The following is a 25,410-nucleotide window of genomic DNA, read 5'->3' on the forward strand; positions in this document are numbered from 1 at the left end:
TCCATATTTTTTATGACTTGGTCCTAATAGTAATATATAATACCTTGCTTGTTTATGCAAATATTTCTTAGTCTAATTTCTCGTTAAAAACGGAATTTTCCTCTACATATTGCTGCAGTAAACGGAATTCCGGATCATCTTCTAACAGGTTTTCATCAATGATGTTCTGCGCATCCTTTCGTGCTGTTTCTAAAGCTCGATAATCATGAATCATATCAGCTACTTTAAATTCGGGTACACCACTCTGTTTCCTTCCAAAGAAATCCCCTGGTCCCCTCAATCGTAAATCCTCTTCAGACAAAGCAAATCCATCGGTTGTTTCAGACATAATCCGCATACGTTCTTTTCCTGTTTCTCCTTTTGGGTCGGCAATTAAAATGCAGTAGCTTTGTTTAGCACCTCGTCCAACCCTTCCCCGCAATTGATGGAGTTGTGATAGTCCAAACCGCTCAGCATCATAAATAACCATAACTGTTGCATTCGGTACATTAACACCAACTTCTACAACTGTTGTCGATACTAGAATCTGTACTTCATTATCAGCAAATTGTTTCATTACAGCATCTTTTTCTTCTGTTGGCAACCTACCATGCATGAGACCAATTTTTATTTCTTCTGGGTAGAACGCTTGTAGCTGTTGATATACATCTACGGCATTTTGAATATCTAATTTATCGGACTCCTCAATGAGAGGACAGATAATATATGCTTGTTCTCCGAGAGAAATTTGTTTATGGATAAAATGAAGCACACGATCCAGCGTATTTTCTTTTACCCAGTATGTCTCAATTTCCTTTCTGCCCATAGGCATCTCATCAATGACGGATACATCCATGTCGCCAAATGCTGTAATAGCTAAAGTCCTAGGGATTGGGGTTGCTGTCATAAATAATACGTCAGGCTGAAGACCTTTTTCACGTAAGATACGCCTTTGCTCTACACCAAAACGGTGCTGTTCATCTACTATCACAAATCCAAGGTCATCAAAAATGACATCCTCTTGAATCAGCGCATGCGTCCCTACGACAATATTTATCTCATGTTTCTCAATACCTTCAGTTATTGCTTTTCGTTTTTTACCTTTTACAGAGCCAGTTAATAACGTAACATTCACTTTATCATCAAACAATTCAACTAGTGATTGGAAATGCTGCTCTGCTAAAATTTCTGTAGGTACCATTAGCGCACCTTGTTTACCTGCCGTAAGTGAAGCATACAAACATATTGCAGCAACCGCTGTTTTTCCCGAGCCTACATCCCCTTGTAAAAGACGACTCATTCTGTAGGGAGACTTCATATCGGATAGAATTTGATTTAACGATTTTTCTTGTGCATTTGTTAAAGCAAATGGCAAACTTGCAATAAATGCCTGAACAAGATCTGAATTATAATGTTGCGCATTTCCTACAGTTGCCTCACGTTTCAACTTGCGAAGTAGCTGCATTTTTAGTTGAAATAGTAAAAATTCTTCATAGATAAATCTCCGTCTAGCATGCTTTAATGCTACTCTATGCTTAGGAAAATGCATCATCGTAAAAGCTTCACTACGAGTAGGTATTTTATAACTTGCTAGATATCTATTTGGTAACAATTCTTCTATTTCCGTGGAACAAGCCTTCAATGCTTGTTGAATTAATTTCTTCAGCTTAACATTAGTTATATTGCCTTTAACAGAGTAGATAGGCTGAATTTCTGCCTGTTGATTGGCATGGCCCTTCTTATAATTACTAACCGTAATTTGCAAACGATGGGCATCCCACTTCCCAGTTAATGTGACCGTGTCCCCCTGATGAATTTGTTTCTTAGCGAAAGCTCGATTAAACATAACTGCTTTAACAGCAACCTGTTCAACTTCGAGGGTAAAGGTAAGTCTTGATTTTTTTTTGCCATAAAAAGTAAGAGAAGGATCATGAATCACCCTTCCCTCAATCGTAACTTTATCATCATGAATTAACTCACTAAGAGGCCTAATTTCGAAAATATCATAGCGATAAGGAAAATGATTTAATAAATCTTCAATCGAATAGATATGCATCAGTGCAAGGTCTTCTGCCATTTTATCGCCGATGCCTTTTAAGTTTGTTACAGGCTCACGTAACATGTGAATCACTCTTTCTAACTTGTAATCCCAAATTATCTTTTAGAAAACGACCAGTTGGTGTATCGGCTAATCCACCTTCACCAGTCTCACGAAGACTTGAAGGCATTTGTTTCCCAATTCGATACATAGCGCCAATCACTTCATCGCATGGTATTCTACTCGTTACACCAGCCAACGCCATATCAGCAGATACAATTGCTAGTGAGGACCCCCCAGCATTTCGTTTTACACAGGGAACCTCTACTAAACCTGCAACAGGATCACAAACAAGGCCAAGCATATTTTTTAATGTCATAGCAAATGCCTCAGCAGACTGCTGAGGAGTGCCGCCCGCCATTTCAACGATCGCAGCTGAAGCCATTGCCCCCGCTGAACCAACCTCTGCTTGACATCCTCCTGCCGCACCGGAAATAAAGGCATTATTTGCAACGACAAACCCAAATGCGCCTGCAGTAAATAAATAACGAATCATTTGCTCACGTGTAGGATGCAACTGATTTTTAACTGCAAATAATGTGCCAGGTACACATCCCGCGCTCCCAGCAGTTGGAGTAGCACATATTGTACCCATTGCAGCGTTAACCTCATTTGTACCCATTGCTTTACTAACTGCATCAAGTAGTAAATTTCCAGATAAAGGAGTTTTCTCTTTCATGTAATTTTGTATTAATACCGCATCGCCACCAGTTAACCCCGTAACTGATTCAACACCTTTCAAAGCGTCCTCGATGGCGTTTTCCATTACTTGTAGGTTTTTCTCCATCTCTCCATATATTTCTTCACGCGTTTTTTCTTTAACTTCCATTTCCTGCCGAATCATTACTTCTGAAATTAAGATATTTTCATTTTCAGCAATCTCTACTAATTCCTTCACTGTACGAAACATATAATTCCACCTCTCTTGTTAAAACACTAGCTGACAATTTTGGAAATTTGAATAATGTGTTCAGCGTTATCCAATTCATGTAGCACGTCGTCATCTACATTTTGGTCTACTTCAATGACCATTAACGCTTCCTTACCGACATCCTTCCGATTCACTTCCATATGTCCGATATTAATTTGATGTTTGGCAAGTATTGTTGTAACAGAAGCAATCGCTCCGAAGCGATCGTTATGCATAATTAAAATAGCAGGGTGATTTCCAGATAACCGCAATTCAAAGCCATTTAATTCAGTGATTTCCACTTTTCCTCCACCAATCGAAACACCGACCAGTTCAAGCGTATCAGTTTCATTGCCAAGAACTATTCTAGCTGTATTCGGGTGATCGACAGCTGCGCTATCTTCAATAAATTCAATATAAAAATCTCTTTCCTTTGCGATATTCAACGCATTACTCATACGGGTGTCATCCGTTTCAAATCCAAGTAGGCCACCAGCTAAAGCAAAATCAGTACCATGCCCCTTATACGTTTTTGCAAAAGATTCATATAAATATATCTTTGCCCACTTCGGACTTTTTCCGAATAACGTACGTGCTGCCTTACCTATTCTCGCTGCACCTGCTGTATGAGAACTAGAAGGGCCTATCATAACCGGCCCAATAATATCAAAAACAGAATTATATTTCATAGCTATCCACCGCCTAGTTTTAGGTTTCCACAGTTTTACAATCTTTTAAAGTAAGGGTATTCATTCCAATAACAAGTCAATGTTATACCCCTAAGCTTCCATAGTAAATTATAACAAAAAAGTCGATATTAATCATTTCCATTATTACCTTGTAAGTATGATAACATGTATATCGCTATTATTTATACATGTTATCCGAATAATTTTGAATCCACTACAAATGCTATTCTTATTCATTATCCATGTCCTGTAATACATTGACTTCCATGTTTATAAGATCTATAATTAAAATTTGTGGATTATACGTTTATAATCGGGTGGGAGAGGGACAGGAGATACGATGAGGAGTTCATATGCCTGATAAGAAACACCAGCATAATTTACAGCCGAACTCAAGTTTTAAAAATGAGTTTATTGCTGGTCTGATAGGCTATTTAACGACAATGTATATTGTTGTTGTGAATGGGTCTATCCTTAGTGAAGCAGGGTTGTCCATTGAAAGTGGTATGGTTGCAACCATTCTCGCAAGTTTTGTTGGAACAGTACTGATGGGAATCATCGGCAGACTTCCGCTCATCATCATTCCAGGTATGGGGATTAACGCATTGTTTGCATACTCTATCGTGGAAGGCACGGAATTGCATTTTCAAGAAGGCTTAGCTGTTGTGCTTGTAGCTGCTATTATTTTTTTAATAACAGCTTTTAGTAAGTTAGGTGTATTGTTAAGAGATGCTATTCCCAATTCACTGAAACATGCAATCACTGTTGGTTTGGGTTTTTTCTTAATCTTAATTGGGCTAGAAAAAAGTGGACTTGTTATTAGCGGGGAAAATACCATCATTGCGATTGGTGATTTTAGCTCTGCTACCGTTATTGTTAGTTTATTGACTTTGTTTCTAGCCATATTCTTATTCGTAAAAAATATCCCGGCTAATTTCCTGCTTACCATGTTTGCTGGTACTATTTTTGCTTTCATTGCTGGAACCATAGAAACTGGAAACGAAGCAATAAATATTACATGGAGTGAAATGCTATTTCTGCCTTCATTTTCAGCAATTGATGAGTTATCATTTTGGCTAGCGGTATTCCCTTTATCGATGATCCTTATTTTTGAGAACATGGGTTTATTACATGGTCAGCTGGAGATGTTAAAACGAGAAAATAGGTACTCAAAAGCCTATCAAGTGACTGCTTTTTCAACGTTAACCTGTGCTTTCTTAGGGACATCGCCAACTGTTTCTGCTGCAGAAAATGCTGCTGTTATTGCTTCCAAAGGAAGAACTGGAAAAACAGCTCTCGTTGCCGGAGTATTGTTTCTAGCAACACTTTTCCTTATTCCTTGGATAACAATGATTCCAAATACAGCTATAAGCCCTATCTTAATTATTGTAGGCTTTTTGATGACCCAAAACATTCGATATCTACCATTAGATAACCTATCAGAATGTATACCAGCTCTACTCATAGTTGTAATGATCCCATTCACCTACAGCATTGCTGATGGTATGGCTTTTGGGTTCATTGCATATCCAATTGTAAAAATCGCAATTGGAAAACATCGAGAGTTATCGGCTGCACTAATCGTAATATCTGGTTTGTTCCTGTTTGATTTCATCATGAAGATTATCGGAATATAAAAAAAGGGATATCCCAAAAGTCACGTAAAAATGACGAAAGGGGTACCCCTTTTTTTATAGTCTAGGAAATTATAGAATTTGAGTCTGTGTATACATATGGGCGTGTTGAGCCGCGTCCAGCTCCAGCACCCAGAAACGTAGCGACTTCATGAATCGCCCTAATCTAAGTCCTCATTGGCTCGCAAGCTCACCGTGATTTCCTTTATCTCCATTGGCTCACTCCAGTAATTACGTTTCTAATCGGGCGCTAGCGCTTTTGTTCTAAGTTAAGAAAGTATAAAATCAGTGCAATGACTGCGTTAAGCCAAGTAGTTATTTTGAAATGTTTGATGTATATTGGCAATGCTCCGACTAATTACTTCGCTTTCGGCGGGCACGGCCTCAACTAACTTTGCAAAGAAGAACACGTTGCAAAGTGGATTTTCGGCTCGCGCTATTCCCGCAGGAGTCTACGTAATTAGTCTCCGCTATGAGAAGGTGCAACAATTCTTGTCATAAGTAATAGGTTGACTTTTTTTACAATGGGTAAAGTGAAAATCGCTATCCGTGAGTATAAAAGTAGCTGTGTTACTTCATGCTAGCGTTGTAGAGCCTGATAATAGCGAAGGGCGGCCACTTCAACTCCTGTGGGAAATGTTTGACCTGAAGATCCACTTTTTTGAGCGGGTTTTGCTAAAAAAGTTAGCTGAAGGACAAACCCCCACGGAAAGGGAAGTGGGCAGCCGGAGTGGTGGTCAAGCAGTAGCTATTATTCCATAATAGCTACTAGAGGAAGCGTAAATCTGAGCATTTAGTGATAAGGACTGCGAATTTTGCTCAGTTTTTTTTATTTATCTAAAATTAACCCTCTTGCCATCGTGCGGAGATAATCAAAATAAATACAAACCAGAACGAAACACCGACCGTGATGTTTAAATATCATGGTCGGTGTTTCGTTCCTCTAATGGACTTTTGATACAGCCCTATTATTTATATAAAAAGCTGCTTATTCCACGGAAAATATATAGGAGTATATTGGTTGATTACCGTTATGCACTTCAATTTCAATATCTTCGTATGTTTCTTCTATATATTTGATCAATCGATTTACTTCTTCATCTTCTACATCTTCCCCTTGAAGAATCGTCAAGATCTCATCATCTTTAGAGATCATCTCATTTAGAAGCAATTTCACTGTTTCCATTTTATCAGAGTCAGTAGCAATGATCTTACCATCTGCAATACCCATAAAATTACCGTTTTCAATGGTAATGCCATCAATTTGTGTATCACGTACAGCATAAGTTATTTGTCCAGTTTTCACCTGTTTTCTTGCCTCGTCCATTGCTTGCTGATTACTATCAATATCTGCATCTGGATGAAATGAGAGCATAGCGCTTATACCTTGTGGAATTGTTTTAGTTGGAACAACTCGTACATTTTCTTCAGCTAATTCTGCCGCTTGATCAGCTGCCATTAGGATATTCTTGTTATTTGGAAGCATTAACACATTTTTAGCATTAGCTTGCTTGATGGCATTTGCAATATCCTGAGTGCTTGGATTCATTGTTTGTCCACCTTCAATGACCACACTTGCCCCTAAGCTTTCCAAAAGATCCCTCAAGCCTTTACCCATGGCCACTGTAACAATTGCATATTCCGACTTTTCTTTTTGCATATTTTTCTTTTCTTTACTTCCTACAATAGCAGTATGCTGCTCGCGCATATTTTCTATTTTCATATTAATTAAGCTTCCATAACGTTGCCCCATTGTTAAACAATGTCCTGGATACTCTGCATGAATATGAACCTTCACAAGCTCATCATCAGAAACAACTAGCAAGGAATCACCATGCTCACTTAAATCGTTACGAAATGCTTCTTCATCAAATGGATATTCATTTAATTTGTCTTCTTCAAACTTAACCATAAATTCAGTACAATAGCCAAACTCTATATCCTCTGTATCCATAAAATCCTGTGTTACTTTATGGTGTTCAGCATTTATCATTTCATCCATATTAATATCCGATGGATCTTCAGGAAGTTCTTCTCCCTTTAACGCAGCAAGGAATCCTTCATAGATGGTTAATAAACCCTGCCCACCAGAATCTACTACACCAACTTCTTTTAGGACTGGAAGTAAATCTGGTGTACGTTTAAGTGATGCTTTTGCTTCAGCTACAATTTGTTCCATTAGCTGAATGATGTCTTGTTCTTTTTCAGCAACTGAAACTGCTTGATTCCCTGCATCCTTTGCAACAGTTAGTATGGTGCCTTCTACAGGTTTCATTACAGCATTATACGCAGTGGAAACACCACTTTCAAATGCCTTCGCAAGCTCGATGGTTGTAACCGCTTCTTTTTTTTCCAACCCTTTAGAAAAACCACGAAAAATTTGTGATAGTATGACCCCTGAATTACCTCTAGCACCCATTAGTAACCCTTTAGCAAATGCTTCAGCTACTTCAGATACACTGTCACTAGTTAATTTTTTTACTTCATTAGCTCCGGAAGTAATCGTTAGATTCATATTTGTTCCTGTATCACCGTCGGGTACAGGGAATACATTTAAAGCATCAATTTTCTTGGCGTTATTCGACAAATTATGCGCTCCAGAAAGAATCATTTGAGCAAGTTTCTTGCCATTTATCTTCTGTAAAGTCACTATTATATTTCCTCCTCTGTAGACAAAAGCTCACAGCGCCTGTAGATCTACTATTCATGCTTCAGGCGCTAGAGCATTAACACTTTATACAATTAGATGATATGAAATTAGTCTTTTGAGACACGAACTCCTTGAATATAAATATTGACAGAATCAATTTCTAACCCTAAGGATTGATTTAACGTATATTTAACCTGAGATTGAACATTATGAGCAATTTCGGATATTTTTGTTCCATAACTCACAATAATATACATATCGATATGTAAATTGCTTTCTTCTTGACGGACAATGACACCTTTTGAAAAGTTTTCTTTTCTTAAGATTTCAGCAATGCCATCGCGTATTTGACTTTTAGAAGCCATCCCAACAATTCCATAACATTCAACTGCTGCACCACCAGCAATAGTGGCAATTACTTCATTAGTAATCGTTACCTGACCATCGTTTGTATGAAGTTCAATGGACATTTGAATCCTCCTTATAATACCTGCTCACATTATCTAAGCATATTCTACTACATGCAGAACCTTTTTAAAAGTATAGATAATACCTAATTAAAAATTACCACTTATAACAATGTACGATTTGTGTTAATCTGTCAAGTATTTTCTCTTTATATACCAAATAATCCCAGTTTATTCGTGGTTTTACAAAAAGAATAATTGCAATCTAGTAAGAGTTATGGTAAATTGTATAAGTATGAAAATGCAAAGAAACATGTAAAAGTAGGAGGGATAACATGGCCAGAAAATGTGTTGTAACTGGACGTCAAACTCGCAGTGGAAACCAACGCTCTCACGCTATGAATTCCAATAAGCGTCAATGGAAAGCTAATGTACAAAAAGTACGTATTATGGTAGATGGAAAACCGAAAAAAGTATATGTATCTGCACGTGCCCTTAAATCAGGGAAAGTAGAACGCGTTTAATATACTAATACAACTTATCGCATTAGTTAAGAAAAAGCACCTTTTTAATAAAAGGTGCTTTTTCTTATAGTCTAGGAAATTAAGGAATTTATCAAGATAAATATGAGCATGTTGACCCGCGTCCAGCTCTAGCGCCTAGAAACGATGCGACTTTCACGAATCACTCTAATCTAAATCATCATCACTCACAAGCTCACCGTAATTCCTTTACCTCCGTTGACTCGTTCCAGTCGACGTTTCTAATCGGTCGCTTGCACTTTTATTCTGACAATGATGCAGCAACTATTAAAATTCTCATCTCTACCAAAAAAAGTAAGCTTCTGTCAACTGACAAAAGCTCATGCTTATTACTTATCTTTCTTAAATGTACCAATAATGACCCTTACAAATCCACCAATAAATCTCGGGAGCTTAATCGTATAAAATTTCATGAGTTCGCCCTCCTCTTTTAACAAACAAAGCTATCTGGGAATCGTGTCACGACTCTTTATTAATAATAGTATGCCTTCATTGTACGAAAAAGTACCACTATTTCTAATCAGCTTGTTTGATATGCAAAGCGTAGATCCCCATGAAATATTTGCATCGGTTAGAGGATAATAGAAATTAGTTAAAGTTATACCACGTACTTCGTGCGAAAATGGAACAAATGAGATATTGGGATAGCTTTTGTCATGTTTTACATGATGTTCACCTGGAAGTGTAAGTTCTATATAATTCGTCTGATCAATGATGGCTCCCTTTATTCCTTTATCTATAATGGAATATAATAATTGGACATTAATTAATTCATGATCAAGTCTACCACCTGTTACACCGAATAAGTAAATGTAGTCAGGCTTTAGCTCAAATGCTTTATTTAATGCAATTTCAAGGTCTGTTTCATCCTTTTCTGATGAATACTCTTTCATATATTTACTATATTTAGCAATTGCTTCCCTTTCTTCCTTTGTCGTAGAATCGAAATCTCCTACTGCATAATCCATTGGTATGTTTTTTTTCACCAATGTCCATGCACCACGGTCAGCACCGATCCAACAATCCACTGTATCTAGATATGGGGTGAAATCAGGATACAGACCTGGTCCATTACCTATGATTGCTACAGTTTTCACGCTCTAATTACTCCTTTGCTGCATCCCGAATAGCTTGGATAGCTTTAGGACGATCTTCCTTCTGGAATATTGCGCTACCAGCAACCAAAATATCAGCACCGGCCTTTGTACATATTTGCGCTGTTGACGTATTGATTCCACCATCCACTTCTATCTCATATGAATATCCAAATTCCTTTCGCCATTCGTCTAGCTGTTTGATTTTAGCTAAAGTGCTTTTAATAAAGGACTGACCGCCAAATCCTGGATTAACCGTCATAATTAATACCATATCTATATCATTCAATATGGGTAATAGTGTTTCAACCGGAGTAGCTGGATTAATAACTACCCCCGCCTTCATATCCTGGTCTTTAATCAATTGAATGGTGCGATGCAAATGAGGACATACCTCTTGATGTACCGTTATTATATCAGCACCTGCATTTGCAAATGCCCCGATATAGGTATCTGGATTTTCTATCATCAAGTGTACATCCAATGGTAATGTTGTTGATGGTCGTATTGCTTCTACAATCAAAGGACCTAGAGTTATATTAGGCACAAAATGCCCATCCATTACATCGACATGAATATAATCTGCTCCTCCTCTTGTAACATCCGTTATTTCATCCCCTAGCTTAGAAAAGTCAGCTGCTAATATTGATGGAGCTATTTTTGTCATGACTAATACCTCGGCTTTCTACTTTGTATTTCTTCAAGAAATCGTAAATAGTGTTGATAACGATAGCTTGCAATTTCACCTGACTCGACAGCTTGTTTAATAGCACATTTAGGTTCCTTGTAGTGCATACATCCACGGAATTTACAGTTTTCCATTCTATCCCTTATTTCTGGAAAACATGCAGCTAATTCCTCAGGTTCAATATCCTGAAAGTCAAGCGAGCTAAATCCTGGTGTATCTGCTACTAATCCACCACAAAGTGAAATTAATTCAACATGTCGAGTTGTATGCTTACCTCTACCTAAGCTATCAGAAATTTCATCCGTTTTTAATAGGAGCGATGGATTTATCGCATTTAATAGCGATGTTTTTCCCACCCCTGATTGCCCAGCAATAACCGTAATATTATTCGTGAAATATTGTTCAAGTGAAGCTAATACTGAAGAATCCTTTACTGAAAACTGCTCTACTTTGTAACCAACTCGTTCATAATCTTTTTGATAAGAAATGAGACTATTTTTCGCTTCATCTGCAACCAAATCCATTTTCGTTATAAAAATAACCGGCTTAATTCCTTTCGACTCTACTAATACAAGAAACCGATCCAGTAGTACCGTACTAAACACTGGCTTCATCGCAGAACAGACAATTATTGCCTGATTAATATTAGCAATAGGCGGTCTAATAAGCTCATTGTCTCTAGGATGTATTTCTAAAATGTATCCTTCATTTTTACCACTAATATCAAATGTAACGACATCACCAACTAAAGGAGTGATTTTCTTTTTTCGAAATACTCCCCTGCCTTTGCACTGAAAGATTTCTCCTTCAGATTCGACGTAATAAAAACCGCTTAGAGCTTTAATAATTCTGCCACTTGGCATTTATTCACCTTCTTCATACGAAACTGTCTTATTAGCAATAACTTCTTCATCCCTTTTAATCATATATTCCGCCTTACTATCTGGTGCTATTGTTAACGTGAACTCAAATTCCTTATCCTCCGTAATCGTTTCTTCCGTGTGTACCTCTGATAAATCATTGTTCATATCATCAATATATATCTTAACTGTTTGTTCGATCTTTTCCTCATTTTCTTCATTCGTATCAGGATTATATGGTACGGTAAACGTTACAGTATGTGATACAGGAGGTTTTTCTTTAGGTCCTGTGGAAATATAAACCTTTACTGTTGATCCTTCCTCTAACTCCGTGTTTGTCCCTGGCTCTTGACGTATCACTTCGCCTTCAACCGTACTTTCAGAGCTTTCTTTAGAGACATCCATCTTTAGATTATTATTTTCCAAATATTCCCTTGCTTCAGCTTCCGTCATTCCTTTAAGATTATTTAAACTAATCGTTTTCGGACCACTGCTAACTCGAAAAATAACCTTGGTATCACTTGGTACAACTTCCGAGTCTGGAGTTGGCTGAATCTGTTCAATGATTTCTCCTACTGGCTGATCTGAATATTCCTCATACGGATCTAAAACTTCATATCCTTCATCTTCTAACAACCGTTTTACTTGCGAAAAGTCTTTACCAACATAATCAGCAAATTCTACTTTTTCTTTTCCCTGACTAACGTATAATGTGATAGTAGTACCTTCCTTTATCGTACTTCCAGCCGTTGGATCCGTTTTAACTACATTTCCATCTTCAATGTCTTCAGAATGGATTTTTTCGCGCTCAACAACAAAACCAAGTTCTTCCAATTCTGATGTTGCATCATCATAAGCCATATCTGTAACATCTGGAACAGTTACATCTTTAGGCTGAAACATATCAGGATATACAAATAGGGCTACAGTCACTGCTGCTAGTAATAAAAATAAAATAATGGAAGCAATGAACCATTTTTTCTTCTTACTCTTGGGCTTTTTAGGTCGTTTCTTCTTTTGCTTTTTCTTCGTTTTCTTCCCTTTGTTATGATCCAGAGACTTGTCCGTTTCTTTATAAGGCTTTGTAGGACCATTCGTTTGATGTACGATCGTATCATCATTAACACTATCCTGCATTTGATCTGTAATAATTGGGATAGCCTTGGTTTCTTCTCCTTCTTCTGTTGGTGGTGTAAACACTGCTTCATTTAATTTACTTGGATGTAAAGCCATTTCAAGTGCATCTTCTAAGTCATAAATTGTCTCATAACGATGAAATGGATCCTTCGCTGTTGCTTTTAAAACAATGTTTTCTACACTCTGTGGTACATCTTGATTGTATTTTCGTACAGAAGGGGTATCATTTTGTAAATGCTTTAATGCTATCGAAACAGCAGATTGCCCCGAAAAAGGCAGTCTTCCTGTTAATAGTTCATATAGTACAATACCTATAGAATAGATATCCGACTTTTTAGTAGCCATTCCTCCCCTTGCTTGCTCAGGAGATAAATAATGAACGGAACCTAGAATGGAGTTTGTTTGTGTTAATGCTGTTGCACTTAAAGCAATAGCAATCCCGAAGTCTGTCACTTTTGCTTGACCATATGTATCAATCAAAATATTTTGCGGCTTTATGTCACGATGTACAATGTCATTTGCATGGGCATGAGCAATTGCCGCCGAAATTTGTTTCATAATGTCCAGCGCTTCCTGTACATCTAGCGGGCCATTTCGCTGAATATATTCTTTTAACGTCATACCATCAACATATTCCATTACCATGTAAAGAAGCTTGTCCTCTTCCCCTACGTCATATATATTTACAATGTTTGGATGAGAGAGGCTAGCCGCAGCGTGGGCTTCTCGATCAAAGCGAGCGATAAACTCTTCATCATTTGCATATTCTAGGCGAAGTGCTTTAATTGCAACGTCTCTTTCCAAGATAATATCCCTTGCTAAATATACATTGGCCATACCTCCGCCACCAATTGTATCTTTAATCTGATAACGTTCACTCAAGACATGGCCATTTAACATGAAGATTCACCCGCTTCCTCAGAAGGTGAATATTGAAAAATAATCAATGATATATTATCTTCCCCTCCACGTTCGTTAGCTAATGAAATCATCTTTTCACCGATTTCTTGTAAATCTGTACTTGCGTCCATGATTTCTGATAGCTCTTTATCCATAACTTTATCTGTTAAACCGTCTGTGCATAACAATAGTCTATCTTCTGGTTCTAAGCCAAGAGACATGACATCACTTTCTATTACTTCCTCCGTACCTAGCGCTTTTAATACGACATTTTTTCGTGGGTGGCTGAGGGCATCATCCTTCGTTATTTGTCCAGACTGAACTAAGGCATTTACTAAAGAATGGTCTTCCGTAATTTGTTTAAGTCCATCCCCGCTTCTCTTATAACACCTGCTATCTCCAATATGAGCAATCGTCATAAAATCACGGATCACAATAACAATGACAATAGTTGTTCCCATTCCATAACATTCTTTATTCTCTTGTGCATGGTTATAAATGGCTACATTAATTTCCCTTATTGCGTTTTGCACCCAGTTCTCTGTCTCTTCAGGCGAATCTATATGGTCACATGCATTCCATTTTTCCTCTAATAACGTGGTAGCCATCTGGCTAGCAACATCCCCAGCTTGATGACCACCCATTCCATCTGCAATAACAGCAAGAAATTGCCCAGAAGAATTATAAAATACTCCACCTGAATCTTCATTATGACTTCTTACTTGCCCTCGATCAGTCAGAAAACGAGCTTTCATTATTTCACCCCTTGTTTACTTGTAGGTTCTTTACATAACAGTATTACACAATCTTTTTAAGAAAAGAAGTCTATTCCTTATTTTTTCGTTTCATACGTGTTAGGAAAAAACCATCTGTATTAAAGGTTTGTGGAAACACTTGTAATCCATAGTTACTTATACCAGGAGATTCTTTTAAAGGAGATGGTAGTGTGTTAAAGAACTTATTATCAAGCTCATACGAATTGTTACGTTCTAAGAACCTTCTCACTAATCTCTCATTCTCCTCTTTATCGACCGTGCAAGTACTGTAGATGAGCAGACCTTCATCCTTTAACAATGGTATAACACTTTCTAATATTTCTAATTGTATCGTTGCCAATCGATTTATATCAGCTTCTTCTTTATGGTATTTTATTTCTGGCTTACCTCGGATTACGCCTAAACCTGAACAAGGAGCGTCAATTAAGACGCGATCAAATGTTTTTTCGTCATAAATATCCTGTAATTTTCTAGCGTCACCAGGTTTTGCATCTATAATCGATAAATCCAATTGATTTGCTTTATCTTCTATTAACTTCACCTTTTTTTTATGAAGATCAAAGGCATGTAACTCCCCTTGATTTTGCATTTTTTCAGCAATATGCGTTGCCTTTCCACCTGGGGCACTGCATGCGTCAAGTACTTTCATATTAGGGTGGGACTCTAGCATCTCAGCAACTAACATAGATGTTTGATCCTGAATCGTCACATAACCATGTTTAAATAATTCACTGTTTAAAATATTCCCTTTCTCAATAATGATTCCTTGGGAGGAAAATATCGAAGCTCTTGCTTCAAAACCTTTTTCTACTAATTTATTTAATGCCTGGTCTCGAGAAATTTTTAACGGCTGTACACGAACAGTTAACGGTTTATGTTGTGTATTGCACACACACATCGCTTCCGCTATCTTCAAACCATATTGATCCACCCATCGCTTAACGAGCCATTCAGGGTGACTTGTTTCAATCGAAATTCTTTTTACATCATCCTTAATAGTCGCTGTAGATGGTACTCCTTTCCTTTGAATAGAGCGAAGTACACCATTTACAAAAGAAGCAATTCCTTTATGACCTTTAGATTTAGCAATTTCAACAGCTTCATGAATAATGGCATGATCCGGAATTTTATCAAGGTATATCATTTGATACAAAGACATCCGTAACAACATTTTTACCCATAGTTTTATTTTCTTTTTCGGATCAATAAAAGCATCTAAATAATAATCTAATGTTAGTTTACGCTGAATGGTGCCATAAACAACTTCTGTCAATAGGCCTTCATCTTTTGCACCGATTTTTCCAGATTTCAATTCATGGTCAATAAGCAAATGACTGAACCCTTGATCTTTGTCGATACGTAACAAAACCTTTAATATCGTATTTCTTAACTGATTATTGCCCATCTACTCACCCATTATCATTCCATTTTTTATTCGGTTTGGATTTCCTTGTAGGTAGTCCTTTACTGTCATTCGCTTCTTACCAGCAGGCTGAACTTCTGTAATCCGAAATCCTTGATGATCTCCACAAACTACTATAATCGATGCATAATCCGGTTTATCAACGATTTCACCAGGTTGATTCCCTTGATAGAAAGTTTCGACAGGCTCTCCCCACCAAACTTTCATCAGCTTGCCTTCGTATTTCGTATAGGCTACTGGCCATGGATGTAAGCCACGAACATGATTATAAATCTCTGTATTCGACTTATGCCAATCAATCTGCTCTTCTTCACGCTTAATATTACGAGCAAATGTTGCTAGTGTATCATCCTGTTTTACTGGCTGTAATTGGTTATCAAATAGATTCGGCAATGTTTCCTGCAGCAAGGCAGATCCAGCTACTGAAAGCTTATCGTGAAGTGAGCCAACATGATCATTGTCTTCTATTTTCACTCTCTTTTGTGATAGGATATCACCTGCATCTAGCCTTTCAACCATATACATGATCGTAACACCCGTTACTTTCTTTCCTTGCATAATAGCATAATGAATCGGTGCTCCACCACGTAATTCTGGCAATAAGGAAGCATGTACATTAATACAACCAAAAGGTAGTGATGTTAATAATTGCTTAGGTAATAACTGTCCATATGCTGCCGTTATAATTAAATCTGGTTCATAAGCTAAAATTTCTTCATAATTATCCTTTAATTTCTCTGGCTGGAACACTGGGATATCATGTTTTTCGGCTTCTTCTTTTACAGGTGGAGGGGTAATAATACGCTTCCTCCCCTTAGGTCGATCTGGTTGTGTTACCACAAGTACTATTTCATAAGGTGAATCAACTAATGATTGTAAAATTGGAACTGAAAAATCCGGTGTTCCCATAAATACGATTCGTTTCATCTTCATTACCTACTTTCTACGAGGCTATATATTCTTCACATTAAATGATATGGCTGCATATCAATTGAAATAAATAAATCATCTTTTCGAATATCATTAGAAAATTGATCTAGAATTTTTGATAAGTAGATTCTTAGGTCTGGTTCATTTCTGTATTTTATCATGCATTGATAACGATATCTATCTTTAATACGTGGTATAGCCGATGGCGTTGGACCCAGGATGATTGTCTCATCCTTTACTACCTTCGTGAGCAACTGAGCGAACCGTTGAGTAGCTTGAACCACCTTGACTTGATTGACATGGGAAATCGTTATAAGTGCTAAAAAGAAGTAAGGTGGATATTGAAATGCCTTGCGCATTTTCATTTCCGTATTATAAAAGGTTGAAAAATCATACTGACTTGCCAGTTCAATACTATAATGATCTGGGGTGTAAGTTTGTACAATTACATTTCCATTTAGATTATGACGGCCAGCCCGACCACTTACCTGTGTGAGAATTTGAAATGTTTTCTCTGATGAACGAAAATCTGGTAGGTGGAGCATAGAATCAGCAGTTAGAACCCCTACAAGGGTAACATTTTCAAAATCGAGCCCTTTTGCGATCATTTGTGTCCCCAATAATATATCTGCTTCTTTGTTAGCAAATCGATTCAATAATTTTTCATGTGCTCCCTTTCTTCTTGTTGTATCCACGTCCATTCTAATTACACTTGCTTCTGGAATTAATTGTGTCAATGCTTCCTCGACTCGTTGTGTACCAGTTCCAAAATATCGAATGGTATCACTATTACACTCTGGACAATGTAATGGCATTGGCTCCTCATATGAACAGTAGTGACATTTTAATTGATTGCTATTCTTATGATAGGTTAGCGCAATATCACAATGTGGGCACTCCTTCACATGACCGCAATCTCGACACATAACGAAGGTAGAGTAGCCTCTGCGATTCAATAATAATACGACCTGTTCTCCTTTTTCAATACAATCAATGATTGCTTTCTTTAATTTACGAGAAAACATCGTTCGATTTCCTGCATGCAGTTCCTTTCGCATATCAACTATCTCTACAGGCGGTAATGCTTTTTCATTGGTTCGTTTATCTAATGTAGCTAGCTGATAGACACCTTTCGCAGCTCTAGCATAGGATTCTAAGGTTGGTGTAGCACTTCCAAGAATTACTGGACATTGATGTGTTTTCCCTCTTTGAATAGCTACATCACGTGCATGATATCTTGGTTGATCCTCCTGTTTATATGATGTTTCATGCTCTTCATCAATGATAATGACCCCAATATTTTCAAAGGGAGCGAAAATAGCTGACCTAGCTCCAACCACTACTTGGACTTCTTTTCGTTGAATTCTTCGCCATTCATCATATTTTTCCCCTGCTGAAAGTGCACTGTGCATGACAGCGACATTAGAGCCAAATCTCCCTTTAAACCTTCTAACCATTTGTGGGGTAAGAGAAATCTCTGGAACTAAAACGATCGCTTCCTGACCTTTTAGAATGACATCTTGAATAACTTGTAAATATACTTCTGTTTTACCGCTGCCTGTAATTCCGTGCAAGAGAAACACATCATGCATATTTTTTTCTATTGTTTCTTTCATCGGCTCAATTACTTTGGCTTGTTGAACAGTTAAAGGTAATGCGAACGTTCTTTGAATTTCACTATCCTGATAAGGATTTCGATAAACTTCTGTATGATAACTATCTAGTAATTTTTTCTCTAGTAAGATATTCACCGTACTATTAGACGTATTCATGTGCTTAAGGAGCTTTTGTTTTTCTATCGGCTCAGGATTTTCTATAAAAAATGCAAGTAATTGTTTTTGCTTTTTAGCATTTTTAGCAAGATCAAGCATACTTTCCTCTAATTCATGGGGTGGTCGAGCTGGTCTAATCATCGTCTTAAATTTTTTAGTAATCCTTGATTTAACCAAATATTCAATGGAAACATCTCCATCCTGTACGGCTTTGGACAATCGCACATACGGAAGCTTAGAAGCAGTAAACTCTTCATAAGTTATGACATCCCTACCCGCAAAAAGTTGTTCTAATTCATCAGACAGCGTAGCACTAGTCATCCGAACAATTTCTTTTTTATACGTAGCTTTTAATACTTGCGGAAGCATGACCTGTAACGCCGTAATTTGCAAACTGACTGTTTGTTGAGCAACCCATTTCCCTAAATCCAATAATTCCTTTGTTAAAACAGGATAAATATCAAGAACATCGATAATTTCTTTCAATTTCCCAAAAGTGGAATGATTAACAGTTTCAACAACAAATCCCATCACCTTTCGAGGTCCAAAAGGTACAGTCACTCGCATACCTAATTGAATGATGTCTTGAAACCTCTCTGGAATTTTATAATCAAACGTCTGATCAATAGAGCTTGCTGGTACATCAACGATTACCTTTACAATATTCACTGCTCCTCATCCTTTAAATCCTTTTTAATCATCCTTAAAAGTTGATGTGCAACCTCTTTCTTAGGAGCTTGTGTTATCGTTTTCCTTTCTTTGTTCTTATTCATATAGGTAACGATATTGGTATCTCCCTCAAATCCCGCTCCACTATCGGCAACATTATTGATGACAATGGCATCAAGCTTCTTTTTCTCTAATTTTTTCATCCCGTTTTCTATAGGCTTCTCTGTCTCTGCAGCAAAGCCTACTAAATACTGAGATTCTTTCCGTTCTCCTAATGATTGTAAAATATCCTTTGTCCGTTCCATCACAATATTCCAATCTCCATCGTGCTTTTTCATTTTTTGATCATAGACAACGCGCGGTCGGTAATCAGCCACTGCAGCAGCTTTTATAACAATATCACTAGTAGGAAAATGCCTATGCATTGCCTGATACATATCTTCTGCTGTTACTACATCAATTCGCTTAACTTGCGCATGAGTTATTATTTGCGACGTAGGCCCTGACACAAGCGTGACGATTGCTCCAGCTTCTGCAGCTGCCTCAGCAAGCGCATAGCCCATTTTTCCGGAAGAACGATTGGTAAAAAAACGGACGGGGTCAATCCTCTCTCTAGTTGGCCCTGCTGATATTAATACATGCTTACCTTTTAAAAATAGGCGATCTTGATTTTGGTGTATTTCTACCGCCTGAATAATACTTTCTGGTTCTTCAAGCCTTCCCTTTCCGACATAGCCACAAGCTAAGTAACCTGCACCTGGTTCAATAAAATGATACCCCCAAGCCTCTAACTTTTTCATATTTTCCATTACTGCGGGATGAGCATACATATGAACATTCATCGCTGGTGCAATATAAACATCAGATTGTGTAGCTAACAAAATCGTTGATAACATGTCGTCAGCTATTCCGTTCGCAAGCTTTCCGATCAGATTAGCTGTTGTCGGTGCAAGAATTGTTAAATCTGCCCAGTCAGCTAAATCAATATGAGCAATTTTGGCTGGATCCTTTTCATCAAAAGTATCCGTATATACTGCATTTCGAGACAACGCCTGAAATGTTAATGGGGATACAAATTTAGTCGCATTTGCTGTCATGACCACTTTAACATTTGCACCCTTTTGCGTTAATTTACTTGCCAGAGCACATGCTTTATAAGCTGCAATCCCTCCAGAAACTCCAAGTAAAATGTTTTTCTGATTGACCATTGACTTGTTCCCCTTTCCCTAGTAAACCGAGCTATTTTCCTATAAGTAGTTATAACATAATCTAATGCATGAATAAAAACCCCCCGCTTTTTATTATCGCGAGGGGACATCATTTATGCTTGATTGTTTTCATCCAAAAATAGTTTCTCTGCCTGTACTTCTTCCAACGCCATGCCAACATACTTATGAGATTTTGGATTATCTACTAGTACTTTTTTTGTTTGGCTCATTTGTCTCGCACGTTTAGCTGATAACGTTACAAGTGTATACTTGGAATTAATTTTTCTCTGTAGTGAGTCAATTGACGGTTCTAACATTACAATTCATCCTCCAATAATTGTTTATATTGTTTCGCAATTCGCTCTCTCTTTAAATGTTCACTTTGAATAATCGATTGAACTTTTTCTACAGCAAGATCTACGTGATCATTCACCACAACATAATCATAAGCATCCATCATTTCTATCTCTTTCCTTGCTTCTTTCAATCGATTCAACACAAGATCAGGAGACTCCGTACCACGGTGGACAATCCGATTTTTCAATTCTTCCAGACTTGGTGGGAACAGAAATATAAATACGCCTTCAGGGAAATTCTCCTTCACCTGTAATGCACCTTGGACCTCAATCTCAAGAAATACATCATAACCAGCATCCAAAGTTTCTTCAACATATTTTCGTGGTGTGCCATAATAGTTATTGACATATTTCGCGTATTCTAACAGTTGATTTTGTTCTATAAGGGCTTCAAACGCTTCTTTTGTTTTATAAAAATAGTCGACTCCATCTTTCTCTCCTGGTCGCTTTTCCCTTGTAGTCATTGAAATGGAATATTTTAAATCTGTATCTTGGTTAAAAAGCGCCTTTCTAACTGTTCCTTTTCCAACTCCGGAAGGCCCGGAAAGAATAAAAAGGATTCCTTTTTCTTCAATCAAATTTTTTCCTCCTAATTATCGTCCGATATTTCCTCATGACTTAATACTCGTTGTCCTACTGTTTCTGGCTGTACAGCTGATAATACTACATGATCACTGTCTGTTATAATTACTGCTCTAGTTCTTCTTCCATACGTGGCATCTACCAATTTATTATTATCTCTTGCTACCGTAATAATTCGTTTGATAGGGGCTGATTCTGGCGATACAATAGAGATTACTCTATTAGCAGAAACAACATTTCCAAATCCAATATTAATTAAACGTAAACTCAAATTTAACCCTCCGTGAATTCTGTCTCTCTATATACTAGTATAATTATAAGTAAAATGGTATATAAAACTCAAATATTATTCGATATTTTGCACTTGTTCTTTTATTTTTTCGACTTCACTCTTTATTGCTACCGTATACTCACTAATAGTTGAGTCTGTTGATTTTGAACCAATTGTATTTGCTTCGCGGTGCATTTCTTGTGTGATAAAATCTAATCGTCTACCAATCGAATCACCACTTTCTGATTCAATTGTCCGCATAAAATGCGATGTATGGCTTATTAGTCTGGTTATCTCTTCAGCGATGTCACCTTTCTCTGCGAGCAGGACAATTTCTTGATAGATTCTAGAAGCATTCAAATCCATATCTTCAGTTAAATGCTGATTTACCCGATCTTTAATTCGCTCCCGATATTCATCAACAACAAACGTTCGTCTGTTTTTCACCTGATTAATGAGCAGATTTAATCTATGTATTCGTTCCTGCAAATCATGAATTAAATGATTTCCTTCCTCCTCTCGCATGTCAACCACCTGTCTACAAGCTTCTTTAAGTCCGTCGATAAGTTGGTCTTTAAATTGGTTTGACTGACTTTCTAACTCCTGTACTGTAAATATTTCATTAAGCGCAGGAATAATTGCTGTTGATACATCTCCAGACAATTGATAGCGCATTTTTATTTCTTTGATTTCACTCATATACTGATCCATTAAATGCCAATCTGTTTCTAATTTTCTGCTAGTAAAACCTTTTCCATCAACTCGAACATAAATGTCAATCTTACCTCTTTGAAAATACGATTGTACTATCTTCTTCAATCGCTCTTCTAAATACATAAATGATAAAGGTATTTTCATATTTACATCCAAAAAACGATGATTCACACTTTTCATTTCTATTGTTATTTTCGTATCATCCATTTGTATATCCGTTCTTCCATATCCAGTCATACTCTTTCCCATCAAAATCACTCCACAAGCTAATTATACGATGATTTCACTTAAAAAGAAAAGTGTAACGTTTTTATCACCCCATAGGAAAACCCGCCTATTTGCTATTTCAAGCAATCCATAGACAGGTTAACCATTAAGCTGGACGTCCATTATTTTTTTGAAAAACCAAACAGCACCGTAGGTAATGCACTAAATACACTTACAAACATCCAATCTCTCACACTTAATGCGGTAGTATGGAAGATTGGCTGTAATGGTTGCCAATAAATTACTATAAGGAGAAGCAACATGGAAGAAATTACAGCCAATACAAGATACATATTCTCAAAAGGGTTTCTTGAAAATATCGAATGTTCACTTCTACAATCAAAAACATGAATTAATTGGGCCATTACTAATGTAGTGAATGCAATAGTCTGCGCATATATTAAATTATTTGGGTTATCTTGATAGGTTAACATAAATGCAAGAAGTGTAACAATACCGATTAATATTCCCCTGCTTATAATTTTATAACCTAGACCACGAGAAAACACACCTTCTGAAAGGCTTCTTGGCCTCTTTTTCATCACATCTCCCTCTGCCTTATCAAGTCCTAGTGCCATTGCTGGCAGGCCATCCGTTACAAGGTTAACCCATAAGATTTGAACAGGTACTAAAGGAAGCGGTAGTGAAAGGAGCATCGCAAATAACATTACCAATATCTCACCGACATTGGATGCTAAAAGATAACGAATAAACTTACGAATATTCTCATAGATATTTCGTCCTTCTTGTATTGCTGATTTAATCGTTGCAAAATTATCATCCATTAAAATTAGGGAAGAAGCCTCTTTGGTAACATCTGTACCACTTAATCCCATACTTATGCCGATATTACTTGCTTTAATCGCAGGTGCATCATTTACTCCATCACCAGTCATTGCCACGACATGACCACGTTCCTGAAAGGCATGAACAATTCGAAGTTTATGCTCAGGTGTCACCCTGGCAAATACATACGTATCATCAATCATTTCTTCTAACTCATCTGTTGACATTTCATTCAATTGCTGTCCTTCTAACACTCTCCCATTTTCCGGTAGTACTTGTAAATTATCAGCAATAGCTTTAGCTGTCTTCACATGATCGCCAGTTATCATAACAGTTTTAATTCCTGCATTGCGACACTCTTCGATGGCTGATTTCACTTCTTTTCTTGGGGGATCAATCATTCCATATAAACCAATAAAAGTCAGCTCTTTTTCTAAAACGGCTGATTCTAGATCGTCATGCTTGGATAAGGGCTTAACAGCAATGGCTAATGTCCTTAGAGCTTTTTCTGCCATATCACTAATTGCTTGCTCAATTTGCTGTTTATTTTCTTCTCTCAGTAATTGTCTTCCATCCTCGTCCATATGATACATCGATCGTGGCAGCAGCACATCAGGCGCACCTTTTGTAATAAGAAAACGGCGTTGATTACTGTCTTCAATAACTACACTCATTCTTTTTCTATCTGAATCGAAGGGTAACTCTTTTATAATTCGATACGATTCCGCAGTAGATACTGTCAATCCCATTTTCCGTGCAACAACAAGTAATGCACCATCTGTTGGATCACCATCTATATAATGCTTCCCTTTTTTAACAATAATAGATGCTTGGTTACATAGCATTCCGTATAATAACATCGTCTCTAAGTTAGGAAAATTTTTATCAAGTTTTGCTTTTGTTAGAAAGAAATCTCCTCTTATATCATATCCATCACCAGTTACATAAAGTTGCTTCCCGTTTAGATATAATTCTTTAACTGTCATTTGGTTTTCCGTCATCGTCCCTGTTTTATCAGAACAAATTACAGATGCGCACCCCAGTGTCTCAACCGCGGATAATTTTCTAACAATTGCTTTTTTCCGAATCATTCGCTGTACCCCTAAAGATAAAGCAACGGTAACAATAGCCGGTAATCCTTCAGGAATGGCAGCCACCGCTAACGATACGCCAGCAAGAAACATGGAGTAGACAGGATGTCCTTGCATCACACCTAAGACAACGACCAATGCGGTTAAAAATAATGCAACAATAATTAATATTTTTCCTAATTCAGAAAGTTTTCTTTCCAGGGGAGTCATCACTTTCTTTGTATTTACCATTAATGAAGCAATTTGCCCCATTACTGTATCCATGCCTGTCCCAACAACAATTCCAACTCCTGAACCTCTTGTAACTAGCGTACCCATAAACCCCATATTCACTTGATCCTGGGCATCTAGTTTATCTTTTCTAATTGCAGTAGCGTGCTTCATAACAGGTAACGATTCACCTGTTAAAGCAGATTCCTCTGTTTCTAAGCTGCTTGATTGGACAATGCGGATATCTGCTGGAATACGATCTCCACTTGCGACTCTGACAACATCTCCAACAACTACTTGTTTAGAAGGAATCTTACTCCATTTTTGATTTCGTAATACGTTGGCCATCGGTGCAGATAGTTCTTTTAATTTTTCTAGAGATTTTTCTGCCTTCTGTTCCTGAAAATAGCCTATACATCCATTAACAAGTACGATAATCATAATTGCTATCGCATCTATATACTCTCCAAGAAGTCCGGCAACTAATGTTGCAGCTAATAAAACAAGGACCATAAAATCTTGAAATTGCTTTAAAAATATTAACCACTTGGACGTCTTCCTTTGAGCTTCCAATTCATTTGCTCCATATTGCTTCCTTCGTTTTTCCACTTGCTTTTCATTTAATCCTCTATTTGCTGCTACATGCAATTTTCTTTCTACATTTTCTACATCCAATTGATACCAATTCATCCTGCATTCCTCCAAATTATAGCGCTTGTTCCTCACCGTATTCCTTTAATCTAAAGCTCCTTAAGGGATATGTATGC

At 37.3% G+C, this 25,410-nt stretch carries 23 protein-coding genes; 3 read left to right on the forward strand and 20 right to left on the reverse strand.

The features are described 5' to 3' along the window. Window positions 1-67: 67 nt before the first annotated feature. The 3 genes from recG to sdaAB are packed head-to-tail and all read right to left on the reverse strand — an operon-like array spanning window position 68 to window position 3,676. Complete coding sequence (gene recG / locus D9782_RS16830) at window positions 68-2,101, reverse strand: ATP-dependent DNA helicase RecG (RefSeq protein ID WP_121605236.1); 2,034 nt, start codon at window positions 2,099-2,101, stop codon at window positions 68-70. Beyond that, window positions 2,091-2,987, reverse strand: coding sequence for an L-serine ammonia-lyase, iron-sulfur-dependent, subunit alpha (gene sdaAA / locus D9782_RS16835; protein ID WP_121605237.1), 897 nt, complete (start codon window positions 2,985-2,987; stop codon window positions 2,091-2,093). The genes recG and sdaAA overlap by 11 nt, the downstream gene beginning before the upstream one ends. A 26-nt stretch (window positions 2,988-3,013) precedes the next feature. Beyond that, entirely contained in the window at window positions 3,014-3,676 is a 663-nt protein-coding gene (gene sdaAB, locus D9782_RS16840; protein WP_026680854.1) for an L-serine ammonia-lyase, iron-sulfur-dependent subunit beta, read from the reverse strand. 353 nt (window positions 3,677-4,029) lie between these two features. Between sdaAB and D9782_RS16845 the strand changes: the two genes are divergently transcribed. After that, window positions 4,030-5,313, forward strand: coding sequence for an NCS2 family permease (locus D9782_RS16845; protein WP_026680853.1), 1,284 nt, complete (start codon window positions 4,030-4,032; stop codon window positions 5,311-5,313). 546 nt (window positions 5,314-5,859) lie between these two features. Continuing rightward, on the forward strand, window positions 5,860-6,072 hold the full coding sequence (locus D9782_RS16850) for a hypothetical protein (protein ID WP_121605238.1): 213 nt from the start codon (window positions 5,860-5,862) through the stop codon (window positions 6,070-6,072). Between the two features lie 226 nt (window positions 6,073-6,298). On the opposite strand, the gene D9782_RS16855 is transcribed toward D9782_RS16850, so the two are convergent. Then, entirely contained in the window at window positions 6,299-7,960 is a 1,662-nt protein-coding gene (locus D9782_RS16855) for a DAK2 domain-containing protein (protein WP_026680852.1), read from the reverse strand. Window positions 7,961-8,067: 107 nt separating this feature from the next. Continuing rightward, on the reverse strand, window positions 8,068-8,430 hold the full coding sequence (locus D9782_RS16860; RefSeq protein WP_026680851.1) for an Asp23/Gls24 family envelope stress response protein: 363 nt from the start codon (window positions 8,428-8,430) through the stop codon (window positions 8,068-8,070). Window positions 8,431-8,702: 272 nt separating this feature from the next. On the opposite strand from D9782_RS16860, the gene rpmB reads away from it, so the two are divergent. Then, the gene (gene rpmB / locus D9782_RS16865; protein WP_026680850.1) at window positions 8,703-8,891 is read left to right on the forward strand and encodes a 50S ribosomal protein L28; all 189 of its coding nucleotides are present in this window, start codon (window positions 8,703-8,705) and stop codon (window positions 8,889-8,891) included. 347 nt (window positions 8,892-9,238) lie between these two features. Here the strand turns inward: rpmB and spoVM are convergent, their stop codons facing one another. The 15 genes from spoVM to D9782_RS16940 all read right to left on the reverse strand — a co-directional run bounded on the left by spoVM (window position 9,239) and on the right by D9782_RS16940 (window position 25,333). Beyond that, complete coding sequence (spoVM, locus tag D9782_RS16870; protein WP_034678883.1) at window positions 9,239-9,322, reverse strand: stage V sporulation protein SpoVM; 84 nt, start codon at window positions 9,320-9,322, stop codon at window positions 9,239-9,241. A 30-nt stretch (window positions 9,323-9,352) separates the two neighbouring features. Further along, complete coding sequence (locus D9782_RS16875; protein ID WP_026680849.1) at window positions 9,353-10,006, reverse strand: thiamine diphosphokinase; 654 nt, start codon at window positions 10,004-10,006, stop codon at window positions 9,353-9,355. A gap of 7 nt (window positions 10,007-10,013) precedes the next feature. Further along, window positions 10,014-10,670, reverse strand: coding sequence for a ribulose-phosphate 3-epimerase (gene rpe / locus D9782_RS16880; protein WP_026680848.1), 657 nt, complete (start codon window positions 10,668-10,670; stop codon window positions 10,014-10,016). Window positions 10,671-10,672: 2 nt separating this feature from the next. After that, window positions 10,673-11,554, reverse strand: coding sequence for a ribosome small subunit-dependent GTPase A (gene rsgA, locus D9782_RS16885; RefSeq protein WP_121605239.1), 882 nt, complete (start codon window positions 11,552-11,554; stop codon window positions 10,673-10,675). Further along, entirely contained in the window at window positions 11,555-13,588 is a 2,034-nt protein-coding gene (pknB, locus tag D9782_RS16890) for a Stk1 family PASTA domain-containing Ser/Thr kinase (protein WP_026680846.1), read from the reverse strand. After that, window positions 13,582-14,343 carry a Stp1/IreP family PP2C-type Ser/Thr phosphatase gene (locus tag D9782_RS16895; RefSeq protein WP_026680845.1) on the reverse strand — a complete coding sequence of 254 codons (762 nt, stop codon included), beginning with the start codon at window positions 14,341-14,343 and terminating at the stop codon, window positions 13,582-13,584. Before D9782_RS16895 ends, pknB begins: the two co-directional genes overlap by 7 nt. Before the next feature lie 70 nt (window positions 14,344-14,413). Then, window positions 14,414-15,769 carry a 16S rRNA (cytosine(967)-C(5))-methyltransferase RsmB gene (gene rsmB / locus D9782_RS16900; RefSeq protein WP_121605240.1) on the reverse strand — a complete coding sequence of 452 codons (1,356 nt, stop codon included), beginning with the start codon at window positions 15,767-15,769 and terminating at the stop codon, window positions 14,414-14,416. Further along, window positions 15,770-16,714, reverse strand: coding sequence for a methionyl-tRNA formyltransferase (fmt, locus tag D9782_RS16905; protein ID WP_121605241.1), 945 nt, complete (start codon window positions 16,712-16,714; stop codon window positions 15,770-15,772). It lies immediately after the preceding gene. 35 nt (window positions 16,715-16,749) lie between these two features. Further along, complete coding sequence (priA, locus tag D9782_RS16910; RefSeq protein ID WP_026680842.1) at window positions 16,750-19,158, reverse strand: primosomal protein N'; 2,409 nt, start codon at window positions 19,156-19,158, stop codon at window positions 16,750-16,752. Beyond that, window positions 19,155-20,366, reverse strand: coding sequence for a bifunctional phosphopantothenoylcysteine decarboxylase/phosphopantothenate--cysteine ligase CoaBC (coaBC, locus tag D9782_RS16915; protein WP_121605242.1), 1,212 nt, complete (start codon window positions 20,364-20,366; stop codon window positions 19,155-19,157). Before coaBC ends, priA begins: the two co-directional genes overlap by 4 nt. Before the next feature lie 113 nt (window positions 20,367-20,479). After that, a complete protein-coding gene (rpoZ, locus tag D9782_RS16920) occupies window positions 20,480-20,683 on the reverse strand; it encodes a DNA-directed RNA polymerase subunit omega (RefSeq protein ID WP_026680840.1) in 204 nt (67 codons plus the stop codon). Continuing rightward, window positions 20,683-21,300: a guanylate kinase gene (gmk, locus tag D9782_RS16925; RefSeq protein ID WP_026680839.1), complete on the reverse strand. Its 618-nt coding sequence runs from the start codon at window positions 21,298-21,300 to the stop codon at window positions 20,683-20,685. The genes rpoZ and gmk overlap by 1 nt, the downstream gene beginning before the upstream one ends. Window positions 21,301-21,311: 11 nt before the next feature. After that, window positions 21,312-21,575, reverse strand: a complete 264-nt coding sequence (gene remA / locus D9782_RS16930) for an extracellular matrix/biofilm regulator RemA (protein WP_026680838.1) — start codon at window positions 21,573-21,575, stop codon at window positions 21,312-21,314. A gap of 75 nt (window positions 21,576-21,650) precedes the next feature. Further along, complete coding sequence (locus D9782_RS16935; RefSeq protein ID WP_121605243.1) at window positions 21,651-22,538, reverse strand: YicC/YloC family endoribonuclease; 888 nt, start codon at window positions 22,536-22,538, stop codon at window positions 21,651-21,653. A 140-nt stretch (window positions 22,539-22,678) separates the two neighbouring features. After that, complete coding sequence (locus tag D9782_RS16940) at window positions 22,679-25,333, reverse strand: calcium-translocating P-type ATPase, SERCA-type (RefSeq protein ID WP_026680836.1); 2,655 nt, start codon at window positions 25,331-25,333, stop codon at window positions 22,679-22,681. Window positions 25,334-25,410: the final 77 nt, after the last annotated feature.

The organism is Virgibacillus sp. Bac332 (assembly GCF_003667785.1).
Classification (GTDB): Bacteria; Bacillota; Bacilli; order Bacillales; family Amphibacillaceae; genus Virgibacillus; species Virgibacillus salarius.

Bases quoted from the DNA above. Each gene is read 5' to 3' on its own strand.
- recG (WP_121605236.1), bottom strand. From the start codon at position 2,101: ATGTTACGTGAGCCTGTAACAAACTTAAAAGGCATCGGCGATAAAATG.
- sdaAA (WP_121605237.1), bottom strand. From the start codon at position 2,987: ATGTTTCGTACAGTGAAGGAATTAGTAGAGATTGCTGAAAATGAAAAT.
- sdaAB (WP_026680854.1), bottom strand. From the start codon at position 3,676: ATGAAATATAATTCTGTTTTTGATATTATTGGGCCGGTTATGATAGGC.
- D9782_RS16845 (WP_026680853.1), top strand. From the start codon at position 4,030: ATGCCTGATAAGAAACACCAGCATAATTTACAGCCGAACTCAAGTTTT.
- D9782_RS16860 (WP_026680851.1), bottom strand. From the start codon at position 8,430: ATGTCCATTGAACTTCATACAAACGATGGTCAGGTAACGATTACTAAT.
- rpmB (WP_026680850.1), top strand. From the start codon at position 8,703: ATGGCCAGAAAATGTGTTGTAACTGGACGTCAAACTCGCAGTGGAAAC.
- spoVM (WP_034678883.1), bottom strand. From the start codon at position 9,322: ATGAAATTTTATACGATTAAGCTCCCGAGATTTATTGGTGGATTTGTA.
- rpe (WP_026680848.1), bottom strand. From the start codon at position 10,670: ATGACAAAAATAGCTCCATCAATATTAGCAGCTGACTTTTCTAAGCTA.
- rsgA (WP_121605239.1), bottom strand. From the start codon at position 11,554: ATGCCAAGTGGCAGAATTATTAAAGCTCTAAGCGGTTTTTATTACGTC.
- pknB (WP_026680846.1), bottom strand. From the start codon at position 13,588: ATGTTAAATGGCCATGTCTTGAGTGAACGTTATCAGATTAAAGATACA.
- D9782_RS16895 (WP_026680845.1), bottom strand. From the start codon at position 14,343: ATGAAAGCTCGTTTTCTGACTGATCGAGGGCAAGTAAGAAGTCATAAT.
- rsmB (WP_121605240.1), bottom strand. From the start codon at position 15,769: ATGGGCAATAATCAGTTAAGAAATACGATATTAAAGGTTTTGTTACGT.
- fmt (WP_121605241.1), bottom strand. From the start codon at position 16,714: ATGAAACGAATCGTATTTATGGGAACACCGGATTTTTCAGTTCCAATT.
- coaBC (WP_121605242.1), bottom strand. From the start codon at position 20,366: ATGGTCAATCAGAAAAACATTTTACTTGGAGTTTCTGGAGGGATTGCA.
- rpoZ (WP_026680840.1), bottom strand. From the start codon at position 20,683: ATGTTAGAACCGTCAATTGACTCACTACAGAGAAAAATTAATTCCAAG.
- D9782_RS16935 (WP_121605243.1), bottom strand. From the start codon at position 22,538: ATGGGAAAGAGTATGACTGGATATGGAAGAACGGATATACAAATGGAT.
- D9782_RS16940 (WP_026680836.1), bottom strand. From the start codon at position 25,333: ATGAATTGGTATCAATTGGATGTAGAAAATGTAGAAAGAAAATTGCAT.